This window comes from Halococcus sp. AFM35 (assembly GCF_051195015.1).
Classification (GTDB): Archaea; Halobacteriota; Halobacteria; order Halobacteriales; family Halococcaceae; genus Halococcus.
The window spans coordinates 1-15,869 of the sequence record NZ_JBNTJU010000011.1; the positions used below are offsets into that span (position 1 = coordinate 1).

General features: G+C 63.7%; 22 protein-coding genes. 12 read left to right on the forward strand and 10 right to left on the reverse strand.

Annotation, left to right across the window (positions count from 1 at the left end; translation table 11 throughout):
- The 4 genes from pstA to ACQUQO_RS10135 all read left to right on the forward strand — a co-directional run.
- The coding region (pstA, locus tag ACQUQO_RS10120) for a phosphate ABC transporter permease PstA (protein ID WP_435077873.1) at nt 1-1,131 on the forward strand (1,131 nt) is incomplete at its 5' end.
- Between the two features lie 288 nt (nt 1,132-1,419).
- Complete coding sequence (locus tag ACQUQO_RS10125) at nt 1,420-2,856, forward strand: sugar porter family MFS transporter (protein ID WP_435077874.1); 1,437 nt, start codon at nt 1,420-1,422, stop codon at nt 2,854-2,856.
- 48 nt (nt 2,857-2,904) lie between these two features.
- Nucleotides 2,905-3,756: a UbiA family prenyltransferase gene (locus ACQUQO_RS10130; protein WP_435077875.1), complete on the forward strand. Its 852-nt coding sequence runs from the start codon at nt 2,905-2,907 to the stop codon at nt 3,754-3,756.
- 73 nt (nt 3,757-3,829) lie between these two features.
- Nucleotides 3,830-4,261 (forward strand): hypothetical protein, encoded by a 432-nt coding sequence (locus tag ACQUQO_RS10135; protein ID WP_435077876.1) that lies wholly within the window; start codon nt 3,830-3,832, stop codon nt 4,259-4,261.
- Here ACQUQO_RS10135 and ACQUQO_RS10140 read toward each other — a convergent pair.
- From ACQUQO_RS10140 to ACQUQO_RS10150, 3 genes are read right to left on the reverse strand one after another with little or no spacing between them, the layout of a single operon-like run.
- Entirely contained in the window at nt 4,258-4,644 is a 387-nt protein-coding gene (locus ACQUQO_RS10140) for a histone acetyltransferase (RefSeq protein WP_435077877.1), read from the reverse strand. The genes ACQUQO_RS10135 and ACQUQO_RS10140 overlap by 4 nt on opposite strands.
- On the reverse strand, nt 4,644-5,822 hold the full coding sequence (locus ACQUQO_RS10145; protein ID WP_435077878.1) for a redox-regulated ATPase YchF: 1,179 nt from the start codon (nt 5,820-5,822) through the stop codon (nt 4,644-4,646). Before ACQUQO_RS10145 ends, ACQUQO_RS10140 begins: the two co-directional genes overlap by 1 nt.
- A gap of 7 nt (nt 5,823-5,829) precedes the next feature.
- On the reverse strand, nt 5,830-6,828 hold the full coding sequence (locus ACQUQO_RS10150) for a polymer-forming cytoskeletal protein (protein WP_435077879.1): 999 nt from the start codon (nt 6,826-6,828) through the stop codon (nt 5,830-5,832).
- An 86-nt stretch (nt 6,829-6,914) separates the two neighbouring features.
- Between ACQUQO_RS10150 and ACQUQO_RS10155 the strand changes: the two genes are divergently transcribed.
- A complete protein-coding gene (locus ACQUQO_RS10155; protein ID WP_435077880.1) occupies nt 6,915-7,112 on the forward strand; it encodes a DUF5800 family protein in 198 nt (65 codons plus the stop codon).
- Nucleotides 7,113-7,147: 35 nt separating this feature from the next.
- The gene (locus ACQUQO_RS10160; protein WP_435077881.1) at nt 7,148-7,282 is read left to right on the forward strand and encodes a hypothetical protein; all 135 of its coding nucleotides are present in this window, start codon (nt 7,148-7,150) and stop codon (nt 7,280-7,282) included.
- A gap of 1 nt (nt 7,283) precedes the next feature.
- Here ACQUQO_RS10160 and ACQUQO_RS10165 read toward each other — a convergent pair whose 3' ends face one another.
- Nucleotides 7,284-7,559, reverse strand: coding sequence for a DUF7111 family protein (locus ACQUQO_RS10165; protein ID WP_435077882.1), 276 nt, complete (start codon nt 7,557-7,559; stop codon nt 7,284-7,286).
- 144 nt (nt 7,560-7,703) lie between these two features.
- Here ACQUQO_RS10165 and ACQUQO_RS10170 point away from each other — a divergent pair, with 144 nt between their 5' ends.
- A complete protein-coding gene (locus tag ACQUQO_RS10170) occupies nt 7,704-8,459 on the forward strand; it encodes an AzlC family ABC transporter permease (RefSeq protein WP_435077883.1) in 756 nt (251 codons plus the stop codon).
- Complete coding sequence (locus tag ACQUQO_RS10175) at nt 8,452-8,766, forward strand: AzlD family protein (protein ID WP_435077884.1); 315 nt, start codon at nt 8,452-8,454, stop codon at nt 8,764-8,766. Before ACQUQO_RS10170 ends, ACQUQO_RS10175 begins: the two co-directional genes overlap by 8 nt.
- A 60-nt stretch (nt 8,767-8,826) precedes the next feature.
- On the opposite strand, the gene ACQUQO_RS10180 is transcribed toward ACQUQO_RS10175, so the two are convergent.
- Together ACQUQO_RS10180 and ACQUQO_RS10185 are read right to left on the reverse strand one after the other, a co-directional pair.
- Nucleotides 8,827-9,606, reverse strand: coding sequence for a hypothetical protein (locus tag ACQUQO_RS10180; RefSeq protein ID WP_435077885.1), 780 nt, complete (start codon nt 9,604-9,606; stop codon nt 8,827-8,829).
- Nucleotides 9,607-9,722: 116 nt separating this feature from the next.
- A complete protein-coding gene (locus tag ACQUQO_RS10185; RefSeq protein ID WP_435077887.1) occupies nt 9,723-10,865 on the reverse strand; it encodes an acyl-CoA dehydrogenase in 1,143 nt (380 codons plus the stop codon).
- Between the two features lie 84 nt (nt 10,866-10,949).
- Here ACQUQO_RS10185 and cysE point away from each other — a divergent pair, with 84 nt between their 5' ends.
- The gene (gene cysE / locus ACQUQO_RS10190) at nt 10,950-11,516 is read left to right on the forward strand and encodes a serine O-acetyltransferase (RefSeq protein ID WP_435077888.1); all 567 of its coding nucleotides are present in this window, start codon (nt 10,950-10,952) and stop codon (nt 11,514-11,516) included.
- An 8-nt stretch (nt 11,517-11,524) separates the two neighbouring features.
- Here cysE and ACQUQO_RS10195 read toward each other — a convergent pair whose 3' ends face one another.
- From ACQUQO_RS10195 to ACQUQO_RS10205, 3 genes are read right to left on the reverse strand one after another with little or no spacing between them, the layout of a single operon-like run.
- Complete coding sequence (locus ACQUQO_RS10195) at nt 11,525-11,992, reverse strand: hypothetical protein (protein WP_435077889.1); 468 nt, start codon at nt 11,990-11,992, stop codon at nt 11,525-11,527.
- 21 nt (nt 11,993-12,013) lie between these two features.
- On the reverse strand, nt 12,014-12,445 hold the full coding sequence (locus ACQUQO_RS10200; RefSeq protein ID WP_435077891.1) for a hypothetical protein: 432 nt from the start codon (nt 12,443-12,445) through the stop codon (nt 12,014-12,016).
- Between the two features lie 49 nt (nt 12,446-12,494).
- Nucleotides 12,495-13,223, reverse strand: a complete 729-nt coding sequence (locus ACQUQO_RS10205; protein ID WP_435077892.1) for a DUF2797 domain-containing protein — start codon at nt 13,221-13,223, stop codon at nt 12,495-12,497.
- A gap of 80 nt (nt 13,224-13,303) precedes the next feature.
- Here ACQUQO_RS10205 and ACQUQO_RS10210 point away from each other — a divergent pair, with 80 nt between their 5' ends.
- Complete coding sequence (locus tag ACQUQO_RS10210) at nt 13,304-13,636, forward strand: BsuPI-related putative proteinase inhibitor (RefSeq protein ID WP_435077893.1); 333 nt, start codon at nt 13,304-13,306, stop codon at nt 13,634-13,636.
- A gap of 1 nt (nt 13,637) precedes the next feature.
- Here the strand turns inward: ACQUQO_RS10210 and ACQUQO_RS10215 are convergent, their stop codons facing one another.
- Nucleotides 13,638-14,567 carry an NAD-dependent epimerase/dehydratase family protein gene (locus tag ACQUQO_RS10215; protein ID WP_435077894.1) on the reverse strand — a complete coding sequence of 310 codons (930 nt, stop codon included), beginning with the start codon at nt 14,565-14,567 and terminating at the stop codon, nt 13,638-13,640.
- A gap of 112 nt (nt 14,568-14,679) precedes the next feature.
- On the opposite strand from ACQUQO_RS10215, the gene ACQUQO_RS10220 reads away from it, so the two are divergent.
- Entirely contained in the window at nt 14,680-15,330 is a 651-nt protein-coding gene (locus ACQUQO_RS10220) for a DsbA family protein (RefSeq protein ID WP_435077896.1), read from the forward strand.
- Nucleotides 15,330-15,869 carry a tRNA (cytidine(56)-2'-O)-methyltransferase gene (locus ACQUQO_RS10225; RefSeq protein ID WP_435077897.1) on the forward strand — a complete coding sequence of 180 codons (540 nt, stop codon included), beginning with the start codon at nt 15,330-15,332 and terminating at the stop codon, nt 15,867-15,869. The genes ACQUQO_RS10220 and ACQUQO_RS10225 overlap by 1 nt, the downstream gene beginning before the upstream one ends.

The following is a 15,869-nucleotide window of genomic DNA, read 5'->3' on the forward strand; positions in this document are numbered from 1 at the left end:
GTTGGTGTCGTGTTGCTCGCGGGGATCATCACTCCAGAGTGGGCGTGGGACCCTGGGAATCTCGAAGCGACGTTTCACGCCCCGCTGGTCATGGGTGCGATGGTCGCACTGTCGAGTTTGCTGGTCACGTGGGCGGGTGCAAAGGCGAGCGTCGGGTTCGGTAGTCGCGGACGACAGAGCGGTGCGTACCTCCTGATGGGACTGAACGCGCTGGCGATGGTCACGGTCATGGTAGCGTTGGTCGCATTCGTCGCTATCAAAGGCGCTTCGAAGGTTCTACAAGGAATTAAGGCGGGATTGGGAGTCGGGCCGGAAATCTTCGGGGTGGCGCTGCCCATCGACTGGCCGTTCGTGATGAACGTCTCGCAGGGTATCTACGTCGACATCCCGGGTGTGCTACCGGCGATCATGGGAACGGTCTGGATCGTCATCGGCACAGTCCTATTCGCGGTGCCGCTCGGTGTCGGGGCGGCAGTGTTCCTCACTGAGTACGCCGAACAGGGCCGATTCACTCGTATCGTGGAAGTCACGACGAACGGTCTCTGGAGTACGCCGAGCATCGTCTTCGGACTGTTCGGCGCTGCCTTTCTGGTACCGCGTTTCGGCAACACAAATTCGCTGCTGTCGGGGATTCTCGTATTGGGGTTCATGCTGTTGCCGCTGGTGCTCATCACGAGCCGGGAGGCCCTGCAGAGCGTTCCCGATGAATATCGTGATGCGAGCGCGGCGCTCGGGGTGAGCCAGTGGCAGACGATTCGAAGCGTCGTCCTCCCGGCGGCGCTGCCCGGTGTCATCACGGGCATCATTCTCGGAGTAGGTCGCATTGCGGGTGAGACTGCACCACTGTTGCTCGTGATGGCCGGGTCGCCGTTTCCGAGCAGTACACCCGGTGTGTTCTCGTCGTTCGAGTTCAGCGCGACGCCACCTTTTGTAACCAATGACGCGCTGCTGACCGCCGCCAGCGCGCTCCCCTATCAGCTGTACGCAACCATCTCCGCGGGTGTCGGTGCACAGGACGCACAAGCGTTCGGCTGGGGGACAGCGCTTGTTCTGCTGTTGGTCGTCTTATCGTTCTATGCGGTCGGTATCGCGCTGCGCAAGTACTTCAGAGGGAAGCTCCATCACGACTGAGCGGACCACCAATCGAGACGAACCATCGCCGGTCCGCCATCGTTCGTCGGGTGGGTCGAGCTGATGGCCGAATCGCCCGCCATTGGCCGGTGACCATCCCAGTGCGAGACACGTCGAGCGGCAAAAGCATATCGGTCGATGATACCGGATACGGCAAACAAAATATATTCACGACCGCTCGGCGTCGGGCGTTTATGGACTCCCTTCGGGTGAGTGGCGAGTGAATTATACCGACCGAAAGCGACCGAACCGAATCGGCGACCGACGACGACCTGATGGAGATGAACGGTGAGCGTGCTCGACAGGCTGGCAAACGCCGAGCGCGAGCACTCTCGGTTCGTCTACGTCATCGCCGCCATCGCCGCGCTCAACGGGCTGCTGTTCGGTTTCGATGTCGGCGTCATCTCCGGGGCCTTGCTGTACATCAACGAGTCGTTCGCGCTGTCGCCGTTCCTCGAAGGCGTCGTCACGAGTAGCGTGCTCGTCGGGGCGATGATCGGTGCAGCGACCGGCGGAACGTTGGCCGACCGATTCGGCCGCCGCCGACTGACGCTCGGGGGTGCGGTCGTGTTCTTCGTCGGCTCGTTCGGGATGGCGCTGTCGCCGACGCTGGCGTGGCTCATCGGCTGGCGCGTCGTCGAGGGCGTCGCCGTCGGCGTCGCCTCGATTGTCGGCCCGTTGTTGATATCCGAGACGGCTCCATCGGACATCCGGGGCGCGCTCGGGTTCTTCCAGCAACTGATGATAACGGTCGGAATCTTGCTTGCGTACCTCATCAACTACGTCTTCGCGCCCGAGTTCCTCGGCATCATCGGCTGGCGCTGGATGCTATGGTTCGGTGCGGTCCCCGCGGCCGTGCTCGCGCTCGGGACGTACTACCTGCCCGAAAGCCCGCGCTGGCTCATCGAACACGACCGAATCGACGAGGCTAGAACCGTTCTCTCGTGCATTCGTGATGCGGACGACGTCGACGAGGAAATCGAGGACATCCGCGAGGTGAGCGAAATCGAAGAAAAGGGCGACCTCTCGGACCTGCTCGAACCGTGGGTCCGTCCGGCGCTCATCGCCGGCGTCGGTCTCGCGGTCATCCAGCAGGTAAGCGGCATCAACACCATCATCTACTACGCGCCGACGATCCTCAACAACATCGGGTTCGGTAACATCGCCTCCCTCGTCGGCACAATCGGCGTCGGCATCGTCAACGTCCTCTTGACAGTCGTCGCTATCCTCCTCGTCGACCGCGTGGGCCGGCGACCGCTGTTGCTCGTCGGAACCGGAGGAATGACCGTCATGCTCGGGATTTTGGGGCTTGGCTTCTTCCTGCCTGGTCTCTCTGGCGTCGTCGGCTACGTGACGCTCGCGAGCATGATTCTGTACGTCGCCTTCTACGCCATCAGCCTCGGGCCGGTGTTCTGGCTGCTCATCTCCGAAATCTATCCGCTTCGCATCCGCGGGACCGCCGAGGGCGTCGCCAGCGTCTGCAACTGGGGCGCGAACTTCGTCGTCGCGCTGGCCTTTCTCCCGCTCATCAACCGTCTCGGCGAGGGTCCCTCGTTCTGGCTGCTCGGCGGGTTCTGCCTCCTCGCGTTCGTGTTCATCTACTCGCGCGTTCCCGAGACGATGGGGCGCTCGCTCGAAGACATCGAGGCCGACCTCCGGGAGAACGCGATGATGGGTCCCGATAGCGGGAGCGTCGAGTCGCCGGCGGGTGAACGGTCCGACTGAGCCGTCATCGACCACACACCTATGTGACCCACGGTTCTATCGGTCGACATGGCTATCGCACGCCACGGGCACGGGATTCGCGACGAGTTCGCCGCACTCGCCTCGCAGGTCCATCCGGTGTTCATGCTGCCACCCTTGGCGGCCTCGTGGTTCGGCGCGGTGCTCGCGCCGACGCTCGTGCCGCGAGTGGCGCTCGTCCATATGGTAGCGATGTTCTTCGCGGTCTATACTGCCCACGTCAAGGACGGCTACGTCGATTTCTACGTCCGCAGCGAGGACGACGACCACCCGCTCACGATGGCGGGCTGCCGGTTCGGACTCGTGCTCTCGACAGGCGGATTTGCGCTCTGTACCGGCTGGCTCTGGCTCGCCGTCGGGCCGGGCGCAGCGGTCGTTACCCTGCCGACGTGGCTGGTCGCCTACCTCCACGCGCCGCAACTCGACATGCATCCCGTCGGTGCGACGCTCGGCTACCCGCTGGGCATCGCGCTCGCCATCCTCGGCGGGTACTACGTCCAGACGGGCCAACTCACCGCGTCGGCGCTCGCCTTCGCAGCCGTCTTTCTCGTGTTGCTGTCGGGCATCAAGGTCATCGATGACGCGACGGACTACGACTACGACCGCTCGATCCGCAAGCGCACCGTCGCGGTGGTGCTCGGCCGTGACCGTGCCCGTCGGAGCGCCCACCTGCTCATTGGAGTGGCACTCGTCGGCGTGCTCGTCGGCGCGTTCGTCGAACTGTTCCCGCCAAGCACCGCGCTCGCCGCCGTCGCGTTCGCCGTCGTCGCGCTCGCCACCCGGCGGTTCGAGCCTCGGCGTGCGACCGAACTGCTCATGCGCGGGTCGTATCTGTTTCTGGCACTCCTGTTTCTCGCCGTGCTCGTTCGACCGCTGTCGTGATTCGGCGGACAGCAACCATCTCGCTCACGGAGGACCACAACGCCGAAACGTACGCCACGCGAACCACCTGTGTATGACCAACGACCAGCACGACGACCCGACGACCCACGCCGAGCGAGCGGCGACCGACGGCGGCACGGACGAAGCGGCCGAAACGCCCATCGAGAACGACGTCATCGAGAGCGTCGCAGCGGACGAAAACGTGCCGCGCGAGGACCTCGCGGACGCGCTCGTGGTGCTCAACGCCGCACTCATCGGCGAACATTCGCGGTACGAAGACGACTACGACTACGTGAGCGTCGAGGGGGTTCGTGCATACCTCGTCGATACGGAAGTCTGGGAGCGGCTGCGTGACGAACACGACTTCGAGGACCGACTCGCAGGGGCCGTCCAGCGGACACACACCGAACAGACGGAACGACTGCTTTCGGCCGCCGACAAGCCGCGAAAAGACATCGATGCGGGCGTCGTCATCGGTATCGATACGGCCGAAGTGATGAACTAATCGGCGAGCACGGCAGCCACGCGCCGACACCGGTCCACCCACCGACGTTCGTAGGTCTCGTGGCTCACGACTCGGCCGGCGAAACCCGCGACCGAAGTGAGACTTTTCGCCTCACACCACCCAATGCAGTCGGCGTACAGCGCCACCGGATGGCTTTCGTCGGTCGCCTCGGCGACGAGCAACTCCTCCGCACCGGCGAGATATGCGAGATAGGCGCGGGTGTGACCGTCGATACAGACCCACTCGCCGTCGAGCCGGAGGACCGAAATCGGCTCGTAGCGCGGTTCGTCGAAGTCGAACCATTCGGTCGCCGCGTGGAGTTTGCGCCCGCTGAGAAACAGTTGGCTCGGCTGTGGCTCCTCGATAGGCACATGAAACGCCATCAGTTGGCCGTGCTCACGATCTTCACCACGTCGCCTTCCTCCAACTCGTGGTCGTCGCCGATGCGCCGGTCCGAACGCGCGTCGACGGCATGGAGGTAGCCATCGCCGATGTCGGAGTGGACGGCGTACGCCAAATCCAGTGGCGTCGCACCGCTCGGCAGCAAAAAGGCGTCGGGCAGGACGTTGCCCTGTCCGTCGGTCCACTTCGTCTCGTTCTGGACGGGATAGACGGTCATGAAATCGAGCAGGTCGTAGACGGCGGTATCGAGCGCGCGCTGGACGCCGGTTCCTCCATAAGAACTCATGAGGGCCCGCAGCTCGTCGAGCCGTGCGTGCTGGTCGTCGGTGAGGTCACCAGCGATGGAGAAGTCGGCATCGCCGGGGTCGTAGTCGATGGCCCCGCTCTCGACACCACGGCGGAGCGCGAGTTCGCCCTCGGCGCTGGCCGGAATCGTCTCGCCCATCTCCTGGAGGCGCTCGACGTTGCCTGCGGGTGCGCTGTCGGCCTTGTTCGCCACGACGACGAGCGGTTTGGTGCGCGCGCGGATGTCGCGGGCGAGGTCTCGCCGATGCTCGTCGGTCCACTCGCGGGGGTCAGCGGGATAGTCTATCTCGCGCAGCGTCGCGGCGACTGCTGCCTCGCTTGCGCCCACGCCGGTGAGCATCTCAGCGAGCGATTCGTCGATATCGAACCCCGGCGAACGGGACTGGCGTTCGACGGATTCCCAGTTGCGCGCGATGATGCCCGCGAGCCAGCACTCGATTTCCTCGGTAACGAAATCCACGTCCTCGGCGGGGTCGTGAGCACCGACTTCGACGGGTTCACCTTCGGCGTTCGTGCCGCCCGAGGCATCGACGACATTGAGGATGACGTCGGCGCTTATGAGTTCGTCGAGGAACTGATTGCCCAGTCCTCTCCCCTCGTGTGCACCCGGCACCAGCCCGGCAACATCGAGCAGTTCGATGGGGACGTAGCGTGTGCCGTCGTGACAGTGCTCGTCGCCACAGCGCTCCTCACGCGCGAGACAGGGGCAGTCGGTGCGCACATGAGAGATTCCGCGATTGGGGTCGATGGTCGTGAAGGGATAGCTCGCGACGTCGACGTCGGCCATCGTCGCCGCGGCGAAAAAGGTCGATTTGCCGGCGTTTGGCTTGCCGGCGAGCGCGAGCGAGAGCATGGCTCGCCTATTCGAGCGAGGTGAAACTGCCTTTCGATTCGTCGGATTCGGCCCGCTCGCCGGTCGATTGCGCCCGCTGCTCGCCCGTGCTCGATTGCTCGAAAGTGCGTTCGGACGACCCCTCGGAGCGGTCGTCGCGCTGCCCGTCCGCCGAGCGGTCTGGTTCGGAACGATTTCGCTCCTGGACGATTGTCATCTCGCCGCGGGCGCGCATCGCCCCCTCGACGACCGCGCCCTCGTGGAGGCGCAGCTGTTCACAGGCGATGTCGCCGCGGACGTGTGCTCCCGTTGCGATTTCGACCGACCCGCCGCGGGTCGTCACATCCCCATGAATGGTTGTCCCGCGCTCGATGGTGATGGACTCGCGCGCCCGGAGGCTGCCGAAGCATTCGCTGTCCTCGCCCACGGAAATCGATTCGGCGCGGAGGTTGCCGTGGAGCCGACAGTCCTCGCCGACGCGGGCGGGCGTCGAGACGCGCCACGCGTCGTCGCCGACGGTGGCGTTTTTCGGAATCACCAATGGCTGTTCGTCGTGGCCCTCGAACACTTCGGAGAGCACGTCCTCGGCCATGTCCTCTTCACCGAGATGGAGGAGGTGGGTGAGATACGTGAACAGGAAGACCAGCGTCGGGACCGGATTGCGGATGACGATCCAGCCGTTGGCGTCGAAGCCCTCGGTGATTTCGACGTCGTCGCCGATATCCAAATCTCCAGCAACGACGAGCTGGCCGTCGATTTCGACCCGTTCGCCGATATAGGCGTTCTCGCCGACGAGGACGTTGCCGTCGACCGTACACCACATGTCGAGCCGGCAGTCCGAACTCGCCTCGATGTCGCCCTCGAAGGCGACCTGCTCGCCAGCGATGACGTTCCGGCCGCGCACGCCGAGCGCTATCGTGCTCTGGGTACCGATGATCACAGCCGAATCGGTCACGATGGCGTGCTCCTCGACCGTCGTCCCGTCGGGAACGACGAGTTCGGCAAGCGGGTCCGAGCGAAACGACACACCGACGCTCGGTGGCCATCGCTAATAAATCCAGCCTCCCGCCGCGAACGCGAGCGGCTTTTATCCGCGACGCACGTAGTCCGGGTATGACTGCGCTGTCGTTCGACGAGCAGGGTGTCGATGTCGTCTACGAAGGAACGGAATTCCGCCTCGAACGCGCGCTCGTCGAGGACGCCATCGATAAATCCTACCCCGAGGTCACCGACCACGAAGTGCTCCAAATCGTCGAGCCGAATCCCACCCTCTCGGGCGAACCGAAGCGCATCGGCGACATCACCGCCTGAGTGGGATTTAAGTCCGCGCGCGAACTGTTCGAACCATGAGCGCGCTCTCGGAGTACGACCACCCCGCGTGGCTGACGATTGCCGGCACGGTCGCCGGATACGGCGCGATTTTGCTCGTGATGACTCTCGTCCTCTTTTTGCTACCGTATCTGATCTTCGTGGCGCTCTGAGTTACATCCCCATGTCGGCAGCCGGTTCGGGGACGGGAAGGTCGTGTGGGGAGGTTCTCAACAACTCGGCAGCGTGGTCGAGCGCCATCTCGAAGCCATAGTACCGTTCGAGTTCGTCGCCCTCTGCCGTGGGTCGAACCTTGAGCATCGCGTATCCATCCCGGTTCTGTGCGATGGCGGCGCTCGCCCCATCCGACTCGAAGGCGAGCACGCGCTCGGTGTCGGTTTCGGTGTATCGGGCGGTGATACCGTTGACTTCGGTGATTTCGTCGGTCATTGCCGTACATTGGATGAGCCACCGCAAAAGCGCGACGGGTCGTCTGTGGGAATTTCGGCGGGGGACCCTGATGACCGCTCTCAGAACCGTTATGGGCGCGACCGTCATCGGTTCTCGTGATGTGCGCAAGTCGGAGTGAGGGCAGTGGCTGAAGCGAAGTCGGCAACCGAGTGCGCGGCGACCGAAACCGCGGCGGCGGACCCAGAAACCGCCGACGAAACGGTAACGTTCACGCTCGCGGGCGTCCGCGAGGGATTCGTTACTGGGTTGCCGGTCGCGGTCGGCGTCGCGGGTTACGGGGTCGTCTTCGGCGTCATCGCCGACCAGGCGGGGCTGAGCGTCGCCGAGGCCGCGCTGATGAGCGCGACCGTGCTCGCCGGGGCGGCCCAACTCATCGGCGTCGAGCTTTGGGCCGATTCGGTCCCGGCCGCGACCGTCGTCGCCACCGTCGGCATCGTCAACCTCCGCTATCTCCTGATGGGGGCTGCACTCAGGCCGTGGTTTCGCCAGCTCTCGCCGCGGGCGGCATATGGCAGTGTCTTCTTCACCGCCGACGAGAACTGGGCGCTCACCATCGGCGAACTCCGGTCGGGCAGCCGGCGGGGCGCGTTCTTGCTCGGCAGCGGTCTCGTGCTCTGGCTGCTGTGGGTCGTTTCGACCGTGCTCGGCGTGACCGCCGGCGGCTTCCTCGGCGCGCCCGAACAGTACGGATTGGATTTCGTGCTCACCGCCCTGTTCCTCACCCTTGCCGTCGGTCTCTGGGAGGGACGCGAATCGATTCGGCCGTGGCTCGCCGCCGCCGGCGTCGCGCTCGTCATCAATCACGTGCTCCCCGGCGAGTGGTACGTCATCGTCGGTGCGCTCGCGGGGGCCGGCGTGGAGATGGTGAGCCATGAGTAGCGCGCTCGCGCTCAACCCCGCCGTCGTCGCCCTCATCCTCGGCATGGCGCTCGTCACATACGCCACCAAGGCCGGCGGTCTCTGGCTGGTCGGTCGCGTCGATCTCTCGGAGCGCGCCGAGGCGGGGCTGGACGTGCTGCCGGGTGCGGTCGTCGTCGCGTTCATCGCGCCCGCGCTCGCCGACGGCGGCGTTCCCGAGTGGGTCGCTGCTGGCGCGACTGTCGCCGTTGCCCACAAAACCGGGAGCCTGCTGCTGTCGCTCGGCGTCGGTGTCGGCACAGTAGTGGCGGTCAGACAAGCAGTTTAATTATGGTTGATAGAATAGTTTCGGATTTCTCGATTCCAGCACGAGTATGGTGTGAATTGGCTATGAATATTGGGCCTTATCGAGTATTTCTAAGACGTCACTCTTTGACCAATCACCATTGGAGAGGTTCAGTTGAAGAACGATTGGAGCACCAGAGACAGCTCCCGCTACGTCATCAATACCCGGATTCATGGTATCCTGCCGTGACTCTTCTGAACGGGCATCCGCATTCGTGCCTGATGGTTTTGATACTGTTTTTGCGTTCACTTTCGATTCATATTTCTTGGTCCACTTCTCCCCCGTCTCTTCCAGTTTTGAGTTCCCTGAGAGTCGGGTGGGATACCCTTTTCGTCCCTGCTTGTACGTTCCGAGTCCAGCAGCATCTAGAGTTTTTAGGCATGTGTTTGCTGCATCTTCGACTGTTCTGCTCTTTCCATCAAATTCGAATACAATCCTGAGTTCTTCCTCAACAGCTTCACGAGTGATACTAGTCTTGCCCCGGATTCCTTCTGTTTTGTCTTCATTGAATATTCGGACTAGTATGGTCCGGTATGGTGTGAATTCCTCAACCGCATCATAGAAAATCTGACTTACTTCCTCACTGTTGCTGTTTCCAGCATAACTGAGTGCGTTGCCTTTCCCGACAACCTTGATTTCTCCATGGTCGGACGACAGAAATCCAATCTGGCGGCCGTAATCGATTGTCTTATCCAGCTTTCTTCTGCTGACACCCGCTGTTGAAGATAGCTTCGATTTATTTAACGGGCCATCCTTTAACGCGAGACAAAGAGCCTGTAGTGTCTCCGGTGCTGCCCTATGTGGTGGCGTTGTGCTGGCCATACTGACAAACACGTACTGAAAATATATAAGTGTATTTAATTCCCCCACTTTAGTCATGAAATATTTTCATTCAAACACTTGCTAGTCGATCTCCCTGTATAGGAAACGGCTAAGACTCACTCCAGTAAGTTCTGCGCGATGGTGTTGCGCAGGATTTCGCTCGTCCCCTCGTAGATCTCGTTGAGTTTCGCATCCCGATAGAATCGCTCGGCGGGGAAGTCCTTGGTGTAGCCGTAGCCGCCGTGAATCTGGATGCCCTCGTTGGCGACCTCGCGCGAGATCTCGCTCGCATAGAGTTTCGCCTGTGCGGATTCTTTTCTGAATTCCTCACCGCGAATCTTCAGGTCCGCTGCTCGATGCATCAGCAGGCGAGCGGCCTGTAGCTTGGTGTCCATGTCGGCGAGTTTGTGCTGGATGGTCTGGAACTCCGCAATGGGCTGGTCGAACTGCTCGCGGTCTTGGGCGTAGTCGAGCGCCTCGTCGAGGGCCGCCTGTGCGATACCCACGCCACGGGCGGCGATGGTGATGCGCCCGCCGTTGAGAGTCTTCAGGGCGTGGACGAAGCCCCTCCCTTCCTCGCCAAGCCGTCGCTCCTCGGGAATGTGCATCCCGGAAAATCGCAACTCCGCCGTGGGACAACCCTTGTCGCCGAGTTTGTCCTCGGTCCCTTCGACGTGGAACCCGTCGTCCTCGTCGGGTCGGACGATGAACGAGGAGATGCCCTTGTTGCCGGCGTCGGGGTCGGTCTTTGCAAACAGCGTGACCGTATCCGCGACCGAGCCGTTCGAAATCCAGAGCTTCCCGCCGTCGATGACGTACTCGTCGCCCTCCTTCTTGGCTACCGTCTCCATCGCCGGCACGTCGCTTCCTGCACCCGCTTCCGAGAGCGCGAACGCGCCGATGTCCTCCCCTTCGGCGAGCGGCGTCAGGAACTCCTCTTTCTGGGATTCGGTGCCGAACTCGTAGAGCATGTTGCCCGCGAGGCTGATGTGGGCGGCGACGACGGTGCCGAGACCGCCCGAGCCGCGCGCGATGTGTTCGAGACCGATGGCGTAGGAGTGATAATCCAGTCCCGCACCGCCGTACTCCTCGGGAAAGGGCATGCCCATGAGTCCGAGGTCGCCCATCTCGGTCACGAGGTCGTGGGGGAACTCGTCGTCGTGGTCGATATCGGCGGCACGGGGTTTGATTTCCTTGTCGACGAACTCCGTGACCATCTCCTCGATCTGTTGTTGCTCGGCCGAGAGACTGAAGTCCATAACCGTTCATCCGGGCGGCGTTTCTTTACTGTTGCGCCCGCTCGTCGCGCTGTTTATGGTCGCTGAATCCTGAGTGGTACACCCATGCCATCGATAGTCGAGCGGGTTAGGGAGGACATCCGGACCGCACTGGCGAAAGACCCGGCGGCAAAAAGCGCGCTCGAAGTCCTCGTCGCCTACCCGGGTGTGCACGCCCTCTGGGCACATCGAGTCACTCACGCCTGCTGGAACCGCGGCTTTCGACTCACTGCCAGAGTCCTCTCACACCTCACCCGACTGCTCACCGGCGTCGAAATCCATCCCGGAGCCGAGGTCGGTCGGCGGTGTTTCATCGACCACGGTGCGGGCGTCGTCGTCGGTGAGACCACGGATATCGGCGACGACGTGATGCTCTATCAGGGCGTGACGCTGGGCGGCGACACGCTCGAAGACGAAAAGCGCCACCCTACACTTGAGCACGGGGCAACGGTGGGAGCGAACGCTACCCTGCTCGGACCGATCACCATCGGCGAGGGCGCGAGCGTCGGGGCCGGCTCAGTCGTATTGGAATCCGTCCCGCCGAACTGCACCGTCGTCGGCAACCCCGCGAAACTCGTCGGCGAGTGTCTCGACGACGAGGGGATCGAACTCGGCAGCGAGTTCGTCGAGTAGGCACGCCGTCACCGAACACGTACCGAACCCGTTCTTTGGCTCGTCGTGACGCCACCGGCGACGTAGCCCTCGATGGCGAACAGACAGACGAAACTCCCCAGTATCGGCCAGAACAGCGTGTTTCCGGTGTACAGCCACGGCACGCGCTCGATGCCGACCGGATTGGCCGCGATGAGGCTGTTCAGTAGCCAGAACGTACTATAGTCGATCCATGGGAGTGCGTTGCTCATGCTCGCCCAGAGAACGCTCGCCAGCACGACACCGCCGAGAAAGCCAGCCAACGCACCGGTTCGCGCCCGCGAGCGCCATCGGCCGGTCGACCGGCGGCCGGCGACGAAACCACAGCCGAGACCGACGGCGAGCACCGCGCCGACCGCGAGCGGCCACAGCGCTTCCGGCACGGCCACCGTGAGTCCGACGACGGCCGCGGCGAGCGCCACCCCGCTGCCGGCGACGACAGCTCGCCACTCGGTCATCCGTCGAAAAGAGTCACCCGCTCAGTCTTCGAGCGCGTCGGCGATGCGTTCGAGCGTCCGTCGGACGTCGTGGACCTCGTCGCGGAGCTGGCGCACCTCGCGCACCATCTCCTCGTTGCTCCCCTCTTCGGCCGGGCCGCCGGGACCCGCACCCGGACCGCCGCCCATGCCTCCCGGGCCGCCCATGCCGCCGCCGGGACCGCCACCACCCATCATGCCGCCCATCATCTGGGCGAAGGGGTTGCCGCCACCGCCCATGCCGCCGCCGGGACCGCCGCCGCCCATCATCTCCTCCATGCGCTCCTCGCGGCTCTGCCCGTCGCCTTCGCCCTCCTCGTCGCGCTGTTCTCTGATCTCCTCGACGCGCTCGCGGAAGGACTGTTCCTCGTCGTCGGTACTCTCGACTTCCTCGCTCGACTCCTCGTCGGTGGGTTCGGGTTCGTCGTCTGCCATGCGCCCCGGTTGGCTAGCCCGCCGGAAAAGCGTTCGGTACCCAGTCGAGTCACGAGAAGCCAGCCAGACTCGCCTGTAGTTCCCGGTCTGTCGCGCCCTCGTGAAGTTCGTAACCCACGAGGTCACGCATATCGACCGCGTAGGTCGTATCTCGATGGTCGAGCACCAGCACCCGACCCTTGACGCCGCGGACGACACCACTCAAAAGCGTCTCGGCGACCGGTCGCCCGTTGAGGGCGAGTCCGTACTCGAAGGTGAACTCCTCGCGGACGTCGAACCCGGCGAGTAGCGTTTCCCATCGGCGTTCGTCGACCGTTTCACCCAGCCCGCGGATTTTCGTTGTGGCGCGCACCCGCTCGGTGATGTTATGCTCTCTGGCAATCGACGTTTCGCGCTCACGGGCGATGCGACCATCCGGAACGGTATGGACGTGGGCGGCGCGGTCGGCACCCTGTTCGTGCAGGCGGGTTTCGAGACGCTCCAGTCTGGTGACGCCGACCTTGAACACCGCCGGCGCGAAGGCGGCGAGGTAGATGGCGTGTTCCTCGTCGGAATCGCGGTTGTTCGCCACCGCCCACGGCGTGGTATGGATTTCGCAGTGCGGCGCGCGCTCGCGCTCGCAGGCGACGTGCCTCTCGCTCTCTATCGTCCCGGCACAGTGGCGTTCACCGAGCGTATAGGCGAGTCCGGTCCCGGGAGCGAGCGATTGCCGGCACACAGCCCCTCCCTCGGCGACCAGCAGGGCGGGGTCGTCGCTCCGATAGCCGACGATTTGCACACCAGTGGTCGGCGGCGATGGGGCAAAACCCCACCGCCCTCGGCCCGCACGCTTTTTTCCGTCCTCGTTCGATACACGGTATGACACTCACTGGCAGCCTCGATACACGGGTCGAAACCGACCGCGTCTCGTTTTCGTTCACGGTCGCAAACGACGGCGACGACCCCGTGACACTCTCCTTTCGAGACTCCTGTAGCGCGGATTTCGCGGTGCTCGATGGTGAGGACGAACGCTGGCGGTGGTCGCGGGGCCGGATGTTCACGCAGGCGCTCCAATCGGAATCGCTTGACCCCGGCGAGTCGGTGACCTACGAGGGCAAGTGGCAGAACCCGGATGCGGGCACCCATACGGCGGTGGCGACGCTCGAAGCCGAAAATCACGACTGTGAAGCCCGAGTCGAGATTGCGGTGTAACTCAGGTCAGCTCCGCGATGAGTTCGCGCGCCCCGCGACGGACCGCCGCATCGCTCGACAGGCCGGGCGACCAGCCGAGCGCGGTGAGTTTCTCGATTGAGAGACGCATTCGCGGCACGTCGCCGGTCCAGCCACGGTCGCCGCCGGTGTATTCGTATTCGGGGTCGAGACCCATCTCGTCGGCCACGATGTCCGCGATTCCCGTCACCGAGGTCGTCGTTCGGGTCCCGAGATTGTAGGTGTTCATCGACTGGTCGGTGTGTTCGACGATATGCTGGATGGCCTCGACGCAGTCGTCAACGTGGAGATACGATTTCTCCTGACGACCGTCGCCAAGGATTTCCAGTTCGTTCGGGTCGTCAGCGAGCTTTTCGATGAAATCGGGCACGACGTTCCCGCGTTGGTGCGGGCCGACGATGTTGGCGAAGCGGAAGAGCCACACGGTGAAGTCGTGGGAATGGGCGTACGTCGAGAGAATCCCCTCGTCGGCGAGCTTGCTCGCGCCGTAGATGGAGATAGGTTCGAGCGGGGCGTAGTCCTCGGGGGTCGGCATCGGCGCTTCGCCATAGACCGTCGACGAGGAAGTGAAGGCGACGTTCGAGACGCCGACCTCGTGGGCGCGTTCGAGCACGTTGTAGGTCATCGCGGAGTTCTCCTCGAACAGTTTTCGAGGATTTGCGTAGTTGGTGTCGGTGTAGGCAGCGAAGTGGAACACACAGTCGAGGTCCGCGGTGAGAACGCGCGCCACGTCGTCAGAATCGGTCATATCAGCTTCGACGAACGTCGCGCCGTCGGGAACCCGTTCGCGGGAGCCTTTCGAGAGGTCGTCGGCGACCACGACTTCGTTCCCGTCGAGGAGCTGCGCCGTGAGATGCGAGCCGACGAGACCCGCCCCGCCGGTGACGAGCACGCGCTTGCCGGAAAGTTGCATGTCTCAGATGCCGAGGCTCGGGGTATGTGTTTTCCGGTTGCCGTCGTGCGTCGACGGCCGTGTTCGACTGGCGGTCGCGGGGTTTATGCACGCTGCGCTGTGAAATCATCCAATGACATCGAACCGCGAGCCGTCGGATGCGTCCGGTTCGTCACGCATCGACCGGCGGCGGGCGTTGCTCGGCATGGGTGGGCTGGCCGCGAGCACGCTGGCCGGCTGTCTCGGCGGGGCGTCGAGCGGTTCCGGCAGTCAAAGTGGCGATACGCTCCCGACACCGGTGCAGGGCGATCCCGACGCGGACACGACCGTGACCGTCTTCGAGGACTTCGCGTGTCCGCACTGCCAGACATATAATCTGGAGGTGCTGCCGACCATCGCCTCTCGATACATCGACCCCGGAAAAATTCGCTACGAACACTACGACTTCCCGGTGGTCAACGAGACCTCGTGGCGCGCGGCGAGCGCCGCCCGTGCGGTCCAAAAACGGGCCGGCGCGAAGCAGTTTTTCACCTACGCGAAAGCGCTCTACCAGAACCAATCACGGCTCGGTCCGGACACCTACGCCTCGCTGGCCAACGACATGGGTCTCAAAGGAGGGGCCGTCCGGAAGGCCGCCGAAAACCAGACCTACAGACAGACCGTCGAGGCGAACAAGCAGACGGGACGGGACCGCGGTGTGCGGGCCACACCGACCGTCTTCGTCGGCGATAAGACTGTGGAGGCGACGGTCGACGCCATCAGTTCGGCCATCGAGTCGGCCTGATGGAGGACGACCCCGAACTCTGTGTGCTCAGACTCGGCCACCGCCCCGGTCGCGACGAGCGCATGAGCACTCACGTGGGCCTGACCGCCCGCGCGCTCGGTGCCGACCGAGTGGTGTTCGCCGGCAGCGCCGAGGGTCCCCGCGAGACCGTCGCCGACATCACCGACCGCTTCGGCGGCCCGTTCGAGACCGAGGTGAGCGAGTCCTATCGGCCGCTGCTCGAAGACTGGGCGGGGCCGGTCGTCCACCTCACGATGTACGGACTGCCCATTCAGGACGTCGAGGACGATATTCGAACCGCTCATCGAAACGAACCGCTGCTCGTCGTCGTCGGGGCCGAGAAAGTTCCGTTCGACGTCTACGAGGCCGCAGATTACAACGTCGCCGTCACCAACCAGCCCCACTCGGAGGTCGCCTCGCTCGCGGTCTTTCTCGACAGACTCCACGGGGGCCGCGAACTCGACCGCGAGTGGCACGGTGCGGACCGGCACGTGGTTCCCAAAGAGCGCGGCAAGCGCGTGGAGGGGACCGAGCGGTGA

What these genes read in the sequence shown, in the direction of transcription:
- ACQUQO_RS10130 (WP_435077875.1), top strand. Translation starts at nt 2,905, where the DNA reads ATGGCTATCGCACGCCACGGGCACGGGATTCGCGACGAGTTCGCCGCA.
- ACQUQO_RS10135 (WP_435077876.1), top strand. Translation starts at nt 3,830, where the DNA reads ATGACCAACGACCAGCACGACGACCCGACGACCCACGCCGAGCGAGCG.
- ACQUQO_RS10140 (WP_435077877.1), bottom strand. Translation starts at nt 4,644, where the DNA reads ATGGCGTTTCATGTGCCTATCGAGGAGCCACAGCCGAGCCAACTGTTT.
- ACQUQO_RS10145 (WP_435077878.1), bottom strand. Translation starts at nt 5,822, where the DNA reads ATGCTCTCGCTCGCGCTCGCCGGCAAGCCAAACGCCGGCAAATCGACC.
- ACQUQO_RS10155 (WP_435077880.1), top strand. Translation starts at nt 6,915, where the DNA reads ATGACTGCGCTGTCGTTCGACGAGCAGGGTGTCGATGTCGTCTACGAA.
- ACQUQO_RS10160 (WP_435077881.1), top strand. Translation starts at nt 7,148, where the DNA reads ATGAGCGCGCTCTCGGAGTACGACCACCCCGCGTGGCTGACGATTGCC.
- ACQUQO_RS10165 (WP_435077882.1), bottom strand. Translation starts at nt 7,559, where the DNA reads ATGACCGACGAAATCACCGAAGTCAACGGTATCACCGCCCGATACACC.
- ACQUQO_RS10175 (WP_435077884.1), top strand. Translation starts at nt 8,452, where the DNA reads ATGAGTAGCGCGCTCGCGCTCAACCCCGCCGTCGTCGCCCTCATCCTC.
- ACQUQO_RS10180 (WP_435077885.1), bottom strand. Translation starts at nt 9,606, where the DNA reads ATGGCCAGCACAACGCCACCACATAGGGCAGCACCGGAGACACTACAG.
- ACQUQO_RS10185 (WP_435077887.1), bottom strand. Translation starts at nt 10,865, where the DNA reads ATGGACTTCAGTCTCTCGGCCGAGCAACAACAGATCGAGGAGATGGTC.
- cysE (WP_435077888.1), top strand. Translation starts at nt 10,950, where the DNA reads ATGCCATCGATAGTCGAGCGGGTTAGGGAGGACATCCGGACCGCACTG.
- ACQUQO_RS10195 (WP_435077889.1), bottom strand. Translation starts at nt 11,992, where the DNA reads ATGACCGAGTGGCGAGCTGTCGTCGCCGGCAGCGGGGTGGCGCTCGCC.
- ACQUQO_RS10200 (WP_435077891.1), bottom strand. Translation starts at nt 12,445, where the DNA reads ATGGCAGACGACGAACCCGAACCCACCGACGAGGAGTCGAGCGAGGAA.
- ACQUQO_RS10210 (WP_435077893.1), top strand. Translation starts at nt 13,304, where the DNA reads ATGACACTCACTGGCAGCCTCGATACACGGGTCGAAACCGACCGCGTC.
- ACQUQO_RS10215 (WP_435077894.1), bottom strand. Translation starts at nt 14,567, where the DNA reads ATGCAACTTTCCGGCAAGCGCGTGCTCGTCACCGGCGGGGCGGGTCTC.
- ACQUQO_RS10220 (WP_435077896.1), top strand. Translation starts at nt 14,680, where the DNA reads ATGACATCGAACCGCGAGCCGTCGGATGCGTCCGGTTCGTCACGCATC.
- ACQUQO_RS10225 (WP_435077897.1), top strand. Translation starts at nt 15,330, where the DNA reads ATGGAGGACGACCCCGAACTCTGTGTGCTCAGACTCGGCCACCGCCCC.